Origin of the sequence: Acinetobacter sp. NPDC052428, assembly GCF_044547685.1 — a bacterium.
Classification (GTDB): Bacteria; Pseudomonadota; Gammaproteobacteria; order Pseudomonadales; family Moraxellaceae; genus Acinetobacter; species Acinetobacter lwoffii_G.
In genome coordinates, this window is record NZ_JBIUAT010000001.1 from 260,668 (window position 1) to 275,328 (window position 14,661).

General features: G+C 46.3%; 13 protein-coding genes. 1 reads left to right on the forward strand and 12 read right to left on the reverse strand.

The window, feature by feature from the left end:
- From nuoL to ACIG3F_RS01340, 11 genes are all read right to left on the reverse strand, one after another.
- Nucleotides 1-1,896, reverse strand: coding sequence for an NADH-quinone oxidoreductase subunit L (gene nuoL / locus ACIG3F_RS01290; protein ID WP_396469042.1), 1,896 nt, complete (start codon nt 1,894-1,896; stop codon nt 1-3).
- Entirely contained in the window at nt 1,893-2,201 is a 309-nt protein-coding gene (nuoK, locus tag ACIG3F_RS01295; protein WP_004280769.1) for an NADH-quinone oxidoreductase subunit NuoK, read from the reverse strand. Before nuoK ends, nuoL begins: the two co-directional genes overlap by 4 nt.
- Nucleotides 2,201-2,719, reverse strand: coding sequence for an NADH-quinone oxidoreductase subunit J (nuoJ, locus tag ACIG3F_RS01300; protein ID WP_191112892.1), 519 nt, complete (start codon nt 2,717-2,719; stop codon nt 2,201-2,203). The genes nuoK and nuoJ overlap by 1 nt, the downstream gene beginning before the upstream one ends.
- Nucleotides 2,719-3,261, reverse strand: coding sequence for an NADH-quinone oxidoreductase subunit NuoI (gene nuoI / locus ACIG3F_RS01305; RefSeq protein ID WP_004280771.1), 543 nt, complete (start codon nt 3,259-3,261; stop codon nt 2,719-2,721). The genes nuoJ and nuoI overlap by 1 nt, the downstream gene beginning before the upstream one ends.
- Before the next feature lie 18 nt (nt 3,262-3,279).
- Entirely contained in the window at nt 3,280-4,296 is a 1,017-nt protein-coding gene (gene nuoH, locus ACIG3F_RS01310) for an NADH-quinone oxidoreductase subunit NuoH (protein WP_004280772.1), read from the reverse strand.
- Nucleotides 4,297-4,299: 3 nt separating this feature from the next.
- A complete protein-coding gene (gene nuoG, locus ACIG3F_RS01315; protein ID WP_278357705.1) occupies nt 4,300-6,978 on the reverse strand; it encodes an NADH-quinone oxidoreductase subunit NuoG in 2,679 nt (892 codons plus the stop codon).
- Between the two features lie 11 nt (nt 6,979-6,989).
- Nucleotides 6,990-8,321, reverse strand: coding sequence for an NADH-quinone oxidoreductase subunit NuoF (gene nuoF / locus ACIG3F_RS01320; RefSeq protein WP_005106202.1), 1,332 nt, complete (start codon nt 8,319-8,321; stop codon nt 6,990-6,992).
- On the reverse strand, nt 8,318-8,827 hold the full coding sequence (gene nuoE, locus ACIG3F_RS01325; RefSeq protein ID WP_004280775.1) for an NADH-quinone oxidoreductase subunit NuoE: 510 nt from the start codon (nt 8,825-8,827) through the stop codon (nt 8,318-8,320). The genes nuoF and nuoE overlap by 4 nt, the downstream gene beginning before the upstream one ends.
- Nucleotides 8,828-8,841: 14 nt before the next feature.
- Nucleotides 8,842-10,629, reverse strand: coding sequence for an NADH-quinone oxidoreductase subunit C/D (nuoC, locus tag ACIG3F_RS01330; protein WP_071850797.1), 1,788 nt, complete (start codon nt 10,627-10,629; stop codon nt 8,842-8,844).
- A gap of 91 nt (nt 10,630-10,720) precedes the next feature.
- Nucleotides 10,721-11,401 (reverse strand): NADH-quinone oxidoreductase subunit B family protein, encoded by a 681-nt coding sequence (locus ACIG3F_RS01335; RefSeq protein ID WP_071850798.1) that lies wholly within the window; start codon nt 11,399-11,401, stop codon nt 10,721-10,723.
- Nucleotides 11,402-11,407: 6 nt separating this feature from the next.
- Nucleotides 11,408-11,953, reverse strand: coding sequence for an NADH-quinone oxidoreductase subunit A (locus ACIG3F_RS01340; protein WP_071850799.1), 546 nt, complete (start codon nt 11,951-11,953; stop codon nt 11,408-11,410).
- A 572-nt stretch (nt 11,954-12,525) separates the two neighbouring features.
- Here ACIG3F_RS01340 and ACIG3F_RS01345 point away from each other — a divergent pair.
- Nucleotides 12,526-12,882, forward strand: coding sequence for a hypothetical protein (locus ACIG3F_RS01345; protein WP_005247904.1), 357 nt, complete (start codon nt 12,526-12,528; stop codon nt 12,880-12,882).
- Between the two features lie 68 nt (nt 12,883-12,950).
- On the opposite strand, the gene bfmS is transcribed toward ACIG3F_RS01345, so the two are convergent.
- The gene (gene bfmS / locus ACIG3F_RS01350) at nt 12,951-14,624 is read right to left on the reverse strand and encodes a sensor histidine kinase BfmS (protein ID WP_278357708.1); all 1,674 of its coding nucleotides are present in this window, start codon (nt 14,622-14,624) and stop codon (nt 12,951-12,953) included.
- Between the last annotated feature and the right edge of the window lie 37 nt (nt 14,625-14,661).

The window sequence follows — 14,661 nt, forward strand, 5'->3', positions numbered from 1 at the left end:
TTATTTCCCCACGACCTGAATCACGATCAAGATCATCAGTAGGACAACGACACCGAGCCCCATACTAGATGCATATTCACGCAGTGAACCGGTTTGACGTGAACTTGTAAAGCTGTGACCACCTTTAACAAGTGCAGGAAGTACCAGCCATAGGCCATCAATAGGATCACGACCAAAGATCTTTGCGAACATTAAATATGGCTTCACGAAAATGAGGTCATACAGCGTATCGAAACCTAATGCATTACGGCAGATGTTGACCAGGCCAGCACCTACAGAAGTGGCTGCAAAACGTTTGACTGCATTGTAAGCAAAAGCGAACAGTACTACACCCACTGCAAGACCTGTCAAAGCAACAGCAATTGCGATGTATTCAGCACCATGTGCACCTGCTTCAAGCGCTTCAGGAATAATGAAGGCTGGAATTTGTGCAGCATCCAGAATACTCATTACCGGTGCTTTTAGTACGATCGCCAGACCTGTTGAAAGTACAGCAAGAATCGCCAGTGGCGCCCAGTAAGTTGCACCTTTGATTTCATGATAAGGCGTGTTTTCTTTGCCGAAGAATACAACCCAGATTAAACGGAATGTATAAATAGACGTTAAGAATGCACCTGCAACACCCACCCAGTACAGCGTGTTATACACTGGTAAACCAGCAATATGACTTTGCGTCCAGACTGCAGCAAGAATCGCATCTTTTGAGAAGAAACCAATCGTTAGGAATGGAATCGCTGCCAATGCACCGCCACCAATCGCGAAACATGCAAACAGGAATTTGTTCTTGTAGAACAGACCGCCCATCTTGAAGATGTTTTGTTCGTGATGGTAAGCCAGAATCACCGCACCAGACGACAAGAACAATAATGCCTTGAAGAATGCGTGAGTCAGCATATGGAACAGACCTGCCTGGTATGCTTCAGCACCTACCGCCATAAACATATAACCGAGCTGACTCATGGTTGAGTATGCCAGAATACGTTTGATGTCGGTTTGAACCAGTGCAGCAAAACCAGCCACAAGCAAGGTCACCGCACCTGTGATCGAAATAAATACCATCACTTCTGGTGCAAGTTCAAAGACTGCGAATAGACGGCAGCACAGGTAAACACCCGCTGTTACCATCGTTGCAGCATGGATCAATGCAGAAACAGGTGTTGGACCTGCCATCGCATCGGCTAACCATGTTTGTAACGGGATCTGTGCAGATTTACCCGCCGCACCCAAGAAGAATAACAATGCTGTCCAGATGGTCAATGAAGAACTTTGCGTCATTACAGTCGCCGCATTTTCGACGATGTACTGAATGTTCAAGGTACCGAATTGCTGGAAGATCAGGAACATGGCAATCAGCAGGAATACGTCACCAATACGGGTCACAGTAAATGCCTTGATTGCCGCCAGACCGTTTGCCGGGTTCTGGTAGTAATAACCGATCAACAGGTATGAACACAGACCTACGCCTTCCCAACCCAAGAATAACAACGCCAGGTTGTCACCCAATACCAGCAATAACATGCTGGCAACGAACAGGTTGAAGTAAGAGAAGAAACGTGCAAAGTCTTCTTCACCGCGCATATACCATGATGCAAAGATGTGAATTAAGAAACCCACACCAGTGACCATGCCCAGCATCAATAAAGACAAGCCATCCAGCTGCAAGCTGATGCCCGGAGCAAAACTGCCAACACTGAACCAAGTCCAAAGATGTTGTACTACTGCAGTTGAACCATTATTCACAAAGTCCATACCTGCAATCAGTGCGAACAGTGCAGATAAACCGACTGCACCCACACCAATCATCGCTGCAACAGATTCCGGAAGCTTGTTGCGCCCCGCCGCTAACAGGACAAAACCAATGAGCGGAAATAAAATTGTTAGATATAAATAACTCATCCGCGCATCTCACTAGCAGCATCCACATCCAGGTGATGGAAGCGATGATAGAACTGAAGGACGATCGCAAGACCAATACAAGCCTCTGCCGCAGCAAGCGTCAGGATCAGGATAAACATGATCTGACCATCTGGCTGTGCCCATGCACTGCCCGCCAAGACGAACGCTAAAGCAGCAGCGTTCATCATGATTTCAAGGCTCATTAAAATAAATAGTAGGTTGCGTCGCACCATTACACCGTAAAAACCCAGTGCAAAGAGAATAGATGCAACGATCAAACCATGCTCTAAAGGGATGTTGCCCATTATTCTTTTTCCTCTTCTGCATCTGGTTCACGTTTACCCAAATGGAATGCAGCTACCAAGGCAGCAAGCAATAACATCGCGGCAACTTCAACCAACAACAAGTATTGCGTAAAGAGTGCTTGACCCACTGCTTTCGGGCCCACCATTTCTGTACCCATTAACAGTGAAGCTTGTGTGTAATCAGAGTTTAATACCCATACCAGCACCAAACCGATCAGGAAGCTCATCAACGCCGGATAAGCCCAAGCCGATGAGGTCAACCATTTGCGTTCTTGTTCAACGGTCTGCTCACCCAGGTTCAGCATCATCACTACGAACACGAACAACACCATGATCGCGCCCGCATAAACAATCACTTCCAGCGCACCAGCGAATGGTGCACCCACGATCAGGAACATGCCTGCGACTGCAAGCAATGACACGATCAGACTTAATAAAGCATGTACCGGATTCGCGTTAGTGACCACGCGAACCGTAGAGACAATGGCCACGAGGGCCATTAAATAAAATGGCCACATCATGGTAATAGACTCCGTACATCAACAGGTGCACTTTCACGCTGTGCTTGACCTTTGTCCTTGCCTGCAACTGCCATACCGGTTACACGGTAGAAGTTATAATCAGGATATTTACCAGGACCAGAAATCAGCAGGTGTTCTTTTTCATAGACCAAGTCCTGACGAACATATTCGCCAAGCTCGAAGTCCGGGGTCATCTGAATCGCAGTGGTTGGACACGCTTCTTCACACATACCGCAGAAAATACAACGCGAGAAGTTGATACGGAAAAATTCCGGATACCAGCGACCATCTTCACGTTCTGCTTTTTGTAGTGAAATACAGCCTACCGGACAGGCAACCGCACACAGGTTACATGCCACACAGCGTTCTTCGCCATCAGGGTCGCGTGTCAATACGATACGACCACGGAAGCGTGGTGGCACGATTTCTTCGGCCGGCACTTCCGGATATAAAATGGTGTCACGTTTACGTGTTGCGTGGCTGAACACCATCCACAACGAACGAACGATTGACCCGAATCCAGCTAGAAATTTAAACATTTTGTTCTCCCTGCTGTCTTAGGCCTGATTCATCAGAATCACAGCACCAGTTACCAAAAGGTTAACCAACGCCAATGGCAAGCAAATTTTCCAACCAAAGTTCATCACCTGGTCATAACGTGGACGCATTAATGAACCACGCGCCAGTACAAACATCATTACAAAGAATGCTGTTTTGATAATGAACCAGAATGCTGCTGGAAGGAACGGAATATCAAGGTTGAATGGCGCAAGCCAGCCACCGAAGAATAAAGTCACGATCAATGCAGAGATCAGTACCACGTTGACGTATTCCGCAACGAAGAACATCCCCCATTTCATACCGCCGTATTCGACATGGTAACCTTCTGCCAGTTCCTGTTCTGCTTCTGGTTGGTCAAATGGGTGACGATGCGTTACCGCCACACCTGCAACCACGAAGATCAAGAAACCCAGGAACTGGGGAATTACAAACCAAACATCTTTTTGCGCTTCAACGATTTCACGCATGTTGAATGAGCCGGCAATTGCCACCACACCCATCAACGAGATACCCAAGAACACTTCATAAGAAATGGTCTGAGCCGCAGAACGTAAACCGCCCAGTAAGGCATATTTGTTGTTTGATGACCAGCCACCGAACAGGACTGCATAAACTGCAATACCCGCCATTGCCATAAAGAACAACAGGCCGATGTTCATGTCTGCTACACCTAAATAAGGTGATACAGGAATAACCATGAACGACAGCACCGCAGTTGCCATCGCAACTGCTGGCGCCATACGGAACGTCAATTTGTCAGCAAACTTAGGTGTCCAGTCTTCCTTGAACATGATTTTCAGCATGTCGGCAACAATCTGGAACATACCGCCCGGACCAACACGGTTCGGACCATAACGGTCTTGCCACAAGCCGAGTAAACGACGTTCAATAAAAGACATCAACGCAGCGATCAGTACTACAACCAGCAAGATCACAATCGCTTGAATGACTGAATAGGCAATTGGCCAGTTTTCAGCCCACAACGGCGTTTGACGGATTAATTCTTGTTCCATGAATTACACTCCTACCGCGACTGAAACAGGCTCTGCAAGAGATACCGTCGGTGCCAGACCGATTGGGTAGCCAATATAACCTGTCGGTAAATATTCAATCACTTGAACTGGAAGAACGATTGACGTCTCACCTGCTTTCACCGTGATTGTCTGACCATCTTGAACATTCAGGCGCGCTGCATCCTGCTCACCCACTGCAAATACCGCTTCAGGAATACGTGTTTCCATCGCTGGTGTTTTGATGGTAAATTCACCTGAACCAAAAATATGGTGCATCGGTACTAGACGGAAGCTTTCAGCATTGACCAGAACAGGTGCCGGTGCAACGAATGTACGTGCCGGACGTTTTGCCAAACGGTCGAATAAACGAACGCCTGAATCACCACCTTTCAGTGAACCACCCACAGTTTCCTGGAACTTGTTCCAAGCTTGTGGCGAGTTCCAGCCTGCAGACCATGCAAATGGAACCAGTGGAGATGGAGTCTGGTCTCCGACATAACCTTCCATCGAGAATGTTAATGCGGAGTCTTTATCTGTAGGCTGTTTCGGCTCATGTACAGACAATGGCGAACGCATTGAAGTACGACCTGAGTAACGACGTGGTTCACGTGCCACTTTCAAGCCATGAACACGGAAGCCCGCATCAGGTGCAACATCCAGAATGCCTTCAAGCGCAGGAACGTTTTTCGCCACTGACTCGATCACATCATCCAGTAAAGTCCAAGAAATCGCTTTGCCTTTTACGCCTGTTTCCAGAGCGTGTAACCAGCGCCAAGATTCCTTGATCGCCAATTCAGGATTGTAGTAGCTTGGGTCATACACTTGGTAGAAACGTTGTGCACGGCCTTCTTGAGAAACGACAGTACCATCACCTTCAGCAAACGATGCAGCAGAAAGTACGATGTCGGCTTTTTTCACTGTTGCAGTTTCAGAGTGATCCAGTACGATCACATCTTTACCTGCAAGTGCAGCATCGACCTGTGCAGCAGGAAGACGACGGTAAAGGTCGTTTTCAACCACAATCACAGTATCGTAATCTTGTGCAAATGCTTGCTCTAGGCTTTGACCACCAAAGATTGCCATACCCATCGAGTTCACTTCAGGAACCGTCAAAGTCAGACCCGCATTACCCAGATTCTGTGCAACTTGTGCAGCAGCTTCCATAATGGCAGGATCTTGCAAGCTTGTACCCGAGATAATCAGTGGTTTCTTCGCAGCTTTTAAAGTGTCCGCAATGGTTTGTGCAAATGCTTTGGCATCGTCATCTAAACCAAGAATCGTTTCACCAGCAACTGCTGCAGCAACCGCAAAACCTAAACGCGCGATGTCGTTTGGAGAAGCAACCACTTCGCCTTCAGCAACATCAGACAAACGGGTTTGTGTCGCAGCCAGGATGTAAATCGGAGATTTTGTATCTTGGGCAATACGTTGTACCGGCTCAGCTAACCATTCTTGCGTACGGCGCTCTGCCGCCATCTCTTTGCCTTTATTTTTCGCAGCCTGGCGAACAGATAAAGCCATACGTGGCGCAGTTTGTGTGAGGTCTTCACCCAAAATTAACACAGCATCGTAGCTTTCAATTTCACGCATGTTCGGGTTGTAAACACCCTCGGTTTGCATGATAGAAGCTGCCAACTCAACCAGATTCTGCTCTTTTTGAGATAGACCTGTTGAAAAGTTCTCTTGACCCACCAACTCACGAAGTGCGAAGTTTGATTCAAGTGATGCACGCGGTGAACCAATACCCAATACTTTTTTGCCCTGGATATTTGCAATGACCGTGTCTAGTGCTGCATCCACTGAAACAGTTTCAACAGTTGCACCTTGACGGAATTGTGGTTGACGCGGACGGTCCTCACGGTTCACATAACCTGTACCGAAACGGCCTTTGTCGCATAGGAAGTACTGGTTGACTTCACCGTTATAACGGTTTTCTACGCGGCGAAGTTCGCCATAACGCTCACCCGGAGAGATGTTACAACCTGAAGAACAGCCTTGGCATACGCTTGGCGCATACTGCATGTCCCATTTACGGTTGTAGCGAGCCGAATGAGTTTTGTCGGTGAATACACCTGTTGGACATACTTCAGTCAGGTTGCCCGAGAATTCAGACTCTAAAGTACCTGATTCAGGACGACCGAAGTACACACGTGATGCATTGGCATACACGCCGAAGTCCGTACCACCTGCGTAGTCTTTGTAATAACGCACACAACGGTAACACGCGATACAACGGTTCATTTCGTGAGAAATGAATGAGCCAAGCTCCTGGTTGTAATGGGTACGCTTCGTGAAACGGTAGCGACGACGGTCATGCTGCGTCATTACAGTCATATCTTGTAAATGACAGTGACCCCCTTCTTCACAGACTGGACAGTCGTGCGGATGGTTGGTCATCAAGAATTCAACAATCGAAGCACGGAAATCTTTGGCTTCTTTGTCTTCAATCGAGATGTAGGTATTGTCAGATGCTGGCGTCATACATGACATGACCAAACGGCCACGCGTATCTTCTGGATTCGCGTACTGGGTCACGGCACATTGACGGCAAGAACCGACAGAACCTAAGGATGGATGCCAACAAAAGTATGGGATATCAATGCCAAGACTCAAACATGCTTGTAGCAAGTTTTCCGAGCCGTTGACTTCATACGATTTGCCATCGACATGAATTGTAGCCATAGTCGAATTCCTTAAGCTTGTTCTACGTTGCTGGTTTGAGCGGCGGCATTCACAACCTTCGCTTCAAATTCGCCACGGAAATATTTGAGTGCGCCCATAAGCGGCTCCATTGCACCCGGTGCGTGGGCACAGAAAGTTTTACCAATCCAAAGCTTACGAGTCAGTTCTTGTAAGTGATCGATATCTTCTTTCTTACCTGTGCCATCTTCCAGTGCTTTCAGCGCTTTCACAGCCCAAGGTAAGCCATCACGGCAAGGCGTACAGAAACCACATGATTCGCGTGCAAAGAATTCTTCGAGGTTACGTGTCGCTGAAACCATACATTGGGTTTCATCTACCACCATCAGTAAGCAAGTCCCTAAACGCGAACCTGCCTTCATGATGCTTTCCGCATCCATAGGAAGATCAATATGCTCAGCAGCCAGGAAGTCAGTCGATGCACCACCCGGTAACCATGCTTTCAGTTTTAAGCCGTCACGCATACCACCCGCATGGTCTTCAATCACTTCACGTGCTGTCGTACCAAATGGAAGCTCCCATAGACCTGGGAATTTTACCTTACCTGATGCACCATAAATCTTGGTGCCTGGATCTTTCGACTTACCCGCAGACAAGTTGATATACCATTCAGGACCACGCAGCATGATGGCTGGTAAGTTGTTGTAGGTCTCTACGTTGTTGACAATCGTAGGACGACCCCAAGCACCTGCAACTTGCGGGAATGGCGGTTTAGTACGCGGGTTGGCACGGCGACCTTCTAGCGAGTTAATCAATGCAGTTTCTTCACCGCAGATATAACGACCCGCACCGGTATGCACGTGTAACTCGAAGTTCCAGCCTGTACCAAGGATGTTATCCCCTAAGTAACCTTTGGCACGAACTTGCTCAAGTGCTTCATTTAAGTACTGAGCAGCTTCAATGTACTCGCCACGGATAAAGATATAACCGTGTGTTGCTTCAAGCGTATAGCCTGCAATCAGCATGCCTTCGATCAATTGATGCGGAAGATCTTCCATCAACAAACGGTCTTTAAAGGTACCTGGTTCCATCTCATCGGCATTACAAATCAGGTAACGTGGACCTGAGTTGTCGTTTGGCGCCATCAAAGACCATTTGATACCTGCCGGGAAGCCTGCACCACCACGACCTTTTACAGTCGCTGCCTTAACCACTTCCAATACATCTTTAGGCGACATAGACAGGGCTTTTTTAAAGCCTGCATAACCTTCCAGCGCTTCGTAATCATCTGCATTACGTACGTTGGCCTGCTTGCTTAAACGCCATGTTAATGGATGCGTTTCCGGGTTACCGTCGCCATAAATTGGTTTTGGTTCAGTATTCATACATACTTCTCCAACAGCTGTTTCACCGAAGTCACTTCAACCAGACCGTGCGTGTCTTCATCAATCATTAAGGTTGGACCTTTGTCACAGTTGCCCAGACAGCAAATTGGCAGCAAAGTGAAACGACCATCTGCAGTCGTTTGACCAAACTGGATTCCTAATTCGCGCTGGAATGCTTCTGCCAAAGTTTCCGCACCCATCAAGAAACACGCAATCGAATCACATAATAAAATTACGTGACGACCGACCGGCTGACGGTAAATACGGTTATAGAACGTTGCCACACCTTCCAGGTCTGCAACGCTCATGCTCAGCATTTGTGCGATGGCATTCATTTGCGCATCATCTACCCAGCCATTACGGCGTTGTACACACTTCAGCGCATCTAGACACGCTGCACGTGGGTATGGGTAGTGCCCCATGTGATGTTCGATATCGTGAATTTCGTCCGCAGTCAAAATCCCTTCAACATTCACACGTGGCTTTTTATCAGTCAAAATCATCATAATGCGTTTACCCCTTAGCGATCCACGTCAGCCATTACGACGTCAATGGTCGCTAAATAAATGATTAAGTCAGACATTAAGCTGCCGTTAATCACAGAAGGCATTTGCTGTAAATGCGTGAAGGTTGGTGTACGGATACGGGTACGGTAACTCATGGTTGACTTGTCTGAAGTCAAGTAGTAGTTCGACGCGCCTTTCACCACTTCCGCCATCACAGATGCTTCACCCGCAGGCATTACAGGACCCCAAGATACACTCAGGAAGTGCGTAATCAAGGTTTCAATATCTTGTAATGTCTTGTCTTTTGGTGGTGGAACAGCCAGTGGATGATCTGCTTTGTACGCACCAGACGGCATATTATCTAAACATTGTTTGATAATTTTCAGTGATTCTTCGATTTCACGGTAGTGAACGATAACACGTGCATAGGCATCGCCTTCGTACTCAACCGGCACTTCGAAGTCATAATTTTCATAGCCGCTATATGGACGATATTTACGTACGTCAAAGTCGATACCTGTAGCGCGTAGACCTGTACCTGTTACACCCCAAGCCAATGCAGATTTTGCATCGTATTGCGCAACATTACGGGTACGACCCACAAACACCGAGTTTTTCAGCGCTGCAGTATGGTATTCCTTCAAACGTTTCGGCATCCAGTCCAGGATTTCACGGATCAGGTGCTGCCAGTTGTTTGGAAGGTCATGTGCTGTACCGCCAATACGGAACCATGCCGGGTGCATACGGTAACCGGTGATCGCTTCAATCGCGTCATAGATTTTCTGACGGTCAGCAAACATGTAGAAGACTGGCGTCATACCGCCGGCATCCTGAATCGCAGTACCAATGAACAGCAAGTGGTTATTGATACGAAACAGTTCAGACATCATCACGCGAATACATTGCGCACGGTCAGGTACCGTAATACCCGCCATTTGCTCTACGCCAAGCACGTAAGGCATGTTTTGCGCACAACCACCGAGGTAGTCGACACGGTCTGTATACGGAATGAATGAATGCCAGGTTTGACGTTCAGCCATCTTTTCCACACCACGGTGGTGATAACCGATGTCAGGCACACAGTCTTTCACTTCTTCACCGTCCAGCTGCAAGATCACACGGAACGCACCGTGCGCAGATGGATGGTTCGGACCCAAGTTCAGGAACATGAAGTCTTCATCGGCATTGCCGCGCTTCATACCCCAATCTTCAGGGACGAAACGAAGATGTTCCTGTTCGTAGTCCTGTTTGGCTTTATCTTGCAAATACGGCGTATATTCAGTCGCACGCGCAGAATATTCTTTACGTAGCGGATGACCTTCCCAATAGGTTGGCAACAAGATACGACGGAGCATTGGATGCCCTTCGAAATTGATCCCGAACATATCGTAAGCTTCACGTTCGTACCAGTTGGCATTTGGCCAAATATTGGTTGCCGTCGGAAGATTCAAATCGCTTTCAGCTAAGGCAACTTTAATACGAATGTCAGTATTACGCTCGAGCGACAACAGGTGATAGAACACGGTGAAGTCAGACGCAGGTAAACCGTCGCGGTGCGTACGCAGACGCTCATCTACCGCTGACAGGTCGAACAACATCACGTAAGGACGTGACACTGTACGCAAGAACATTAAAACTTCTTGTACACGTGCGCGCTCAACCCAGACTGTCGGGAAATCCTCGAAAGTCGTTTGCACAAAGAAGTTCTCACCAAATTTGGTTTTGAGTTCTTCAATGATGGCAAATGCTGGGCGTGAATCAACAGGCGTTGATTCTGGCATAGCAATGTCAATTTCAGCCATTGGCTTGGCTTCCTATTTAATACAAATTCAGTCAATCTAAACGACAATTACACCCATAGCGGGTGCACAACAAAACAACCTGTCGTTTAAATTATTTAATTTCATCCATAGAGCGTAAGTTCTTCACAGCAACACGCTGGTCTTTCTTACGGTCACGTTCCGGCATCATCTTTGGCTTATACACTGGCTTAAGATCATCACCGATCACCGCAGAAAGCGGACGACGCTCTAGTTGAATCTGGTCTTGCAACAGCATCAATGCCTGAATCAAAGCTTCAGGACGTGGTGGGCAACCTGGAATATACACATCGACCGGGATGATTTTATCCACACCTTGTACGACTGAATAAATATCGTACATACCACCTGAGTTGGCACATGCACCCATTGAAATGACCCATTTCGGTTCCAGCATCTGTTCATATAGACGTTGAATTACTGGTGCCATTTTCACGAAGCAAGTACCCGCTACAATCATTAAGTCTGCCTGACGCGGTGAAGCACGGATAACCTCGGCACCAAAACGTGACAAGTCATGCACGCCGGTCAAGGTGGTTGCATATTCTACGTAGCAGCAAGATGTACCAAAGTTAAATGGCCAAACTGAGTTTTTACGACCCCAGTTGACTGCTGTATGTACCACATCCTCTAAGCGAGTCATGAATACATTTTTATTCACTTCTTCTTCTAGCAACGGATCTTCTACAACAATACGTTCCTGAAGTGGATATTGGTCAGCATCCGGATTCGCACGGGTTAATGTGTATTTCATCCCGTCTTACTCCTTATCAGATGATTTAGCCGGTGAGCTTTTCACACGACCAGAGGATTGAGCTGGGATTTGACCTGTAGGGTCGATTACCAATTCTTCAATTGAGTTGAAGCGCGTAATTTCTGCTAGATCCATATTTGGCGAACCAATTTTAGCTTTAACACCTGCGGCTTTACGTCTGTCTGAAGGTGCCCAATTGAGTGCACCTGTCGATAATTCGTAAATCAAACCAACAAGTAAAACCAAAATAAAGATAGCTGCAGTTGCAAAACCAATCCAACCTACTTCACGAACAGAAACCGCCCATGCATATAGATAAAGTGCTTCTAAATCAAACACCACGAAGAAAATTGCAACTAAATAGAACTTTGCAGACAAGCGGATACGAGCTCCACCTGCGCTAACTACACCTGACTCAAACTGCTCCTGCTTGGCACGGCCCCATGATTTACCCCCGAGGAGTAATGGGACAGTCAGCATAAAGACGCATAAAAATGTAACGCCGATCACGAAGGCAATAATTGCCCATTCGTATGGAGTAATAGCACTCATGCGGGGATAACTCCTGGCAGGCCTATTTGTTAACAAAGAATGTATGTATTGGCCTTCAAATACACCAAACACAAAATTAATCCCGCCAATTGTACCTGATTTTGGATTTCACTTGCTAGTTTATAAGCCTTAGTCTTTGGGATGATTTTTTAGACATTTCAGCATTTAATTTGACTTTAATCATTCAGAATTCGTTTTAATCGTTTTCCTAAATTAAATTTTAATTATCTATTAATTTTTCCATAAATAGCGCTGCCAGAAAATAGACTGATCGATGAGCTGCTTTTCTCGCCCACCCATTTACATATAGTCCTTTTCACTATTGAATCCAAGTTAAATCAGATAAAAACTTATTTTAACACCTATTATTCCCTTCAAACTATTTGATTTAACTTGAGATTTAATGTGATTTTTTACATTTAACTGCTGATTTACCCCCTGCAGCCACTTGGTAAGCTTAGATTGGCAATTGTGTCTTTTTGCAACATGCTCAACGGACTGATTCAGAATATGTTATTTCTATTTCTAAACCACATCATGACATTAATAAAGTAACAATAAGGAGTCCTTGCATGTCTCTACGCTTTTCTCATCGACCTAATTATTTTTTATTTGCTCAATTACTGGTTCGACATATAGAAAATTACATCCAAAAAAATCCCAACATAAGCCAGGCAGCTTTTGACTTACGTGACATCCATGCACTTTTTCAAGAAGATCACGCCTCTTCCAGCATCAATCTGGATGGCATTATGAATATCGCTGACGAATATAAAGTCGAAACGTTATCAGGCGACCAGAAACTGATTCAGCGCTATAATGTCGATGCGAAAAACACCAAACTATTGATCGACTTTAACCCTGAAGCGCTACAAAGCTTAAAAGAGGGTAAATCACTCATTGAACCTGATGCGACCATTCAGGAATAAAAATCGCTCCCAATAAAAAAACGATGCCGATGCATCGTTTTTTTATGACTAAAATCATTCACACAATATCAAGCTAAATGATCGCTCGCTTCCTCAGGCTTTTTTTCTAGCATCTTGCGCTTACTCTTCTTGACATAACGTTGTGCCGGCCAAGTCATGGTAAAACGCGCACCACCCAGGGTCGGACTTTGATCAACTTGAATCGTACCACCAAACCAGTATGCAATCCGGCTGACAATCGACAAACCTAAACCATAACCACCCGAAGCACGGGTACGACTATCATCCAGTCGGGCAAAGGCTTCAAAAATGCGGGCGCGATCTATTTGCGGAATCCCCGGCCCGTCATCTTCTACACAAACATAGGCCTGACCATCTTGGTCCAGACCACCGCTAATCAAGATTTTATTATCACAATAACGGATGGCATTCCCCACCAGATTCTGAATTACACGATGCAGGTAGCGACGCTCTGCCTCTACCGTAATCGCAACAGGCATTGGATATAAATCAATGATTTTCTGGGTTTTCAGTGCTTCTGTTTCTTGTGCCACCTGATTCAGTACGTCATACAGATCAATCTGTTCAAACTCAATCGACGGCATGCCCTGTTCCAGTTTGGCATAGGTCATAATCTCATCAATCAAGGTATTCAGTGCTTCGATGTCCTTATCAATCTGCTCCACCTGTTGCAGACGATAATCGTAGTCGTCTTCATCTGCCATCATTTCCACACCAAAACGGATCCGTGCCACCGGTGTACGCAACTCATGCGACACTGCACGCATCAGCTCACGCTGTGCTTCGATTAAACGCTGGATATGGTCTGACATATTGTTATAGCTAGATGCCAGTGTAGACATCTCGTCACTGCCTTCCACAGGAAGACGCAATGACATGTTACCCGATTTCATTTTGTTTAAGGCATAGCTGACTTCACGTAACTTGCGCTGCATCGGAACCAGCAGACCATAAACACCCAGACTCAACACAAACAGGCTTAATAAGGTAATACCGGTCGCCAACTGGAATGGCATCCAGTTAAACAAGGGTACCGGCCCCATGACCAATACTTGCGAGGTCGAACCAGGAATCGGTGAAATAATTGAAATTGTGGTACCACGAATAGAGGCATTATCGCGGTATAAAATGATGCTGTGATCCAGACGCAGACGTCCGATTTGCTCGGAGTCTAAAGGTAGATTCTGGACATTTTCGATAGAAACCGGATAAGAAAAATAATCCTGAATACGAGCCAGATATTCTTTTTCCTGACCTGGATAGTAGACCAGGTAGTCCAAAATAAAGACTGGTAAGGCCTTCATCTGACGTTCAGTAATACTGTCAGCCTTAATATAAAGGTAATGACCTGGGTCATCGCGCAGCCCTACCACAATATAGGCAATACCGGACTCGGCATCCCAGCGCACCACCGCTTTACGTTCGGCAATACGGCGCCCTTCAGCACGGGTAATGTCGACCTTGCTGGCTTCTACATAGTGAATGGGCAATTCCAGCAAATCGGAGGCATCAGAAACCCAATCCATTTTTTGCTGGAGATTTGGCTGGCGTGCAACCCCTTCACTGATGATATATGCCATACCATCAGTCAGGGATTCGCGATATTCTTGCGCACGCTGATAGTTGATAATCTGTACCAACAGATAGCCGAACACCGCCACCAAGACTACAAGAATGACGAGTCCTGCGTATATACGCAAAAATATACTGTGCTTAAACACCTATAATTTATCCTGCTTATTCAAGCAACAAACCACA

Coding starts and splice junctions, on each gene's coding strand:
- ACIG3F_RS01335 (WP_071850798.1), bottom strand. CDS start 11,401: ATGAAATACACATTAACCCGTGCGAATCCGGATGCTGACCAATATCCA.
- nuoH (WP_004280772.1), bottom strand. CDS start 4,296: ATGGAACAAGAATTAATCCGTCAAACGCCGTTGTGGGCTGAAAACTGG.
- nuoE (WP_004280775.1), bottom strand. CDS start 8,827: ATGATGATTTTGACTGATAAAAAGCCACGTGTGAATGTTGAAGGGATT.
- nuoG (WP_278357705.1), bottom strand. CDS start 6,978: ATGGCTACAATTCATGTCGATGGCAAATCGTATGAAGTCAACGGCTCG.
- ACIG3F_RS01340 (WP_071850799.1), bottom strand. CDS start 11,953: ATGAGTGCTATTACTCCATACGAATGGGCAATTATTGCCTTCGTGATC.
- ACIG3F_RS01345 (WP_005247904.1), top strand. CDS start 12,526: ATGTCTCTACGCTTTTCTCATCGACCTAATTATTTTTTATTTGCTCAA.
- nuoI (WP_004280771.1), bottom strand. CDS start 3,261: ATGTTTAAATTTCTAGCTGGATTCGGGTCAATCGTTCGTTCGTTGTGG.
- nuoF (WP_005106202.1), bottom strand. CDS start 8,321: ATGAATACTGAACCAAAACCAATTTATGGCGACGGTAACCCGGAAACG.
- nuoC (WP_071850797.1), bottom strand. CDS start 10,629: ATGGCTGAAATTGACATTGCTATGCCAGAATCAACGCCTGTTGATTCA.
- nuoL (WP_396469042.1), bottom strand. CDS start 1,896: ATGAGTTATTTATATCTAACAATTTTATTTCCGCTCATTGGTTTTGTC.
- nuoJ (WP_191112892.1), bottom strand. CDS start 2,719: ATGTGGCCATTTTATTTAATGGCCCTCGTGGCCATTGTCTCTACGGTT.
- nuoK (WP_004280769.1), bottom strand. CDS start 2,201: ATGGGCAACATCCCTTTAGAGCATGGTTTGATCGTTGCATCTATTCTC.